Origin of the sequence: Paenibacillus sp. EKM10P (assembly GCF_011800655.1) — a bacterium.
Taxonomy (GTDB): Bacteria; Bacillota; Bacilli; order Paenibacillales; family Paenibacillaceae; genus Paenibacillus; species Paenibacillus polymyxa.
The window spans coordinates 1-1,787 of sequence record NZ_JAALET010000040.1 but is presented as its reverse complement, the minus strand read 5'-3'; the positions used below and the strand labels follow the sequence as shown (position 1 = coordinate 1,787).

The window sequence follows — 1,787 nt, the reverse complement described above, 5'->3', positions numbered from 1 at the left end:
TCCTGCAGGCTGGTTCTGAGCGCTTCGGCTAGCTGTTCCATCGTTTCCTTGCGATATTCCTGATGGCTGTAGCTGATCGTCAATTGCAATTGACCTTCTGAAATCAGTCCGTTCAAATCCAGCGTGTGCGATCTGGCTGCATGTGCGCTCAGCTCGGCACCGCTAGCGTAAGGAGACACGCCAATGGATTGATTTTGCATATCCTGATCAAATTGTCCCATATAGTTAAAACTGATTTCAGGTTCGGTTCCAAACCGCTCTTGCTCACATGCTGCAGACAGGTATCTCAACATACCGTAGCCAATACCCTTTTGCGGAATCCGGCGTAGCCCTTCTTTCACCTGTTTGATGCGCTGTGAAAGATCTTGCCCCGCGCCTATATCCAGCACAACCGGGAATTGGGTCGTAAACCAGCCTACCGTGCGCGTAATATCCAGCTCTGGCAGAATGGATTCCCGTCCATGGCCTTCCAGGTTGACGAGCACTCGTTCAATCCCCGCCCAGCGATGAATAGCCAGGCCGAGTGCGGTCAGCAGCAAATCATTCATATCCGTGTTGTAGGCACGATGTGCTTGTTTTAACAGCTGCCCCGTTTCTTGAGCTGTCCACGTGACTGTCATGAGCTCGCTGTCTTTATTCAAGGAATGAGAAGGGGATTCGTCTTTTGGAAGCGGCTCATACACCCCTTGTTCCATTTCTCTCCAGAAGGCAAGCTCTGCTGCCATTTCTGGACCGTTCGCATAGTGAGACTGTCCCTCAGCCCAGGTACGGAACGAATCCGTTTTGTGTGGAAGACGAGCCGGTTGTCCGTTCAATGCTTGTTCGTAGGCTGTCGTAAGATCCTCGAACAAAATGCGCCAAGAAACGGTATCTACTACTAAGTGATGAATAGCTATCAGCAAATGATCTCCATCGGGGCAATGGAACAGCCCTAGCTTCACCAGCGGTCCTTCGCTTAAATGAATCCCCGCCTGAATTTCATTCGCTTTGGCCTCAATCGCCGCAGACACTTCCGACTCCTTCCTGAAGTCTGCCTGATCCAGCGTATACAGCTCACCCTCACCCACCGCGCGATTCCAAGCTTCATACCCGTGTTCGGTAGGACGGAAAACGATCCGCAGTGCATCGTGATGACTAACCATTTGATCCATCGCTGTGCGCAGTGCCGCTTCATCAAAACCATCCTTGCTATGCAGCATGATGGACTGGTTGTGATGATGAGCATCCGCCAGGTTTTGCTCCAAGAACCAGTGTTGAACGGGTGTCAGCTTCACCGCGCCTACCACTTCGCTTTGATCCGCCAATCGGGTAACGGATTGGACTTTCGGCGCCAATGCAGACACCGTTGGATGGCTGAACAGGTCTTTCATCTCCAGTCGATAACCTGCTTGCAGCAAGCGGGACGATACTTGCAGCGCTTTGATCGAATCGCCGCCCAGCTCGAAGAAGTTATCCTGCGTGCCTACGGCCTCCACGCCGAGCACTCCGGCCCATACCGCAGCCAATACTTGCTCCACCTTGGTACGCGGGGCTACATAGGCTGCTCCCGTATGGATGCTGCCTTCCGGTTCCGGCAAGGCCTTACGGTCAATTTTGCCGTTGCTGGTCAGCGGGATCGTCTCCAGTCGCATCAGCCGTGCTGGCACCATGTGCGCTGGCAGTCCGGCTTCCAGCGCGGCCTGTACTTCCTCGATCCGCAGCTCGGTTTCTCCCGTGATGTATCCGCACAAATACTTGTGTCCACGCTCGTCCGTCCGGTCGATGACTACGGCTTGACGCACACCCGG

Annotated in this window: 1 protein-coding gene; it reads right to left on the bottom strand. The window is 53.9% G+C overall.

Features of this window, described 5'->3' with window-relative positions; genetic code table 11:
* Positions 1 to 1,787: condensation domain-containing protein (locus HFE01_RS26280; protein ID WP_243208285.1), on the bottom strand; the 1,787-nt coding region annotated here is incomplete at both ends.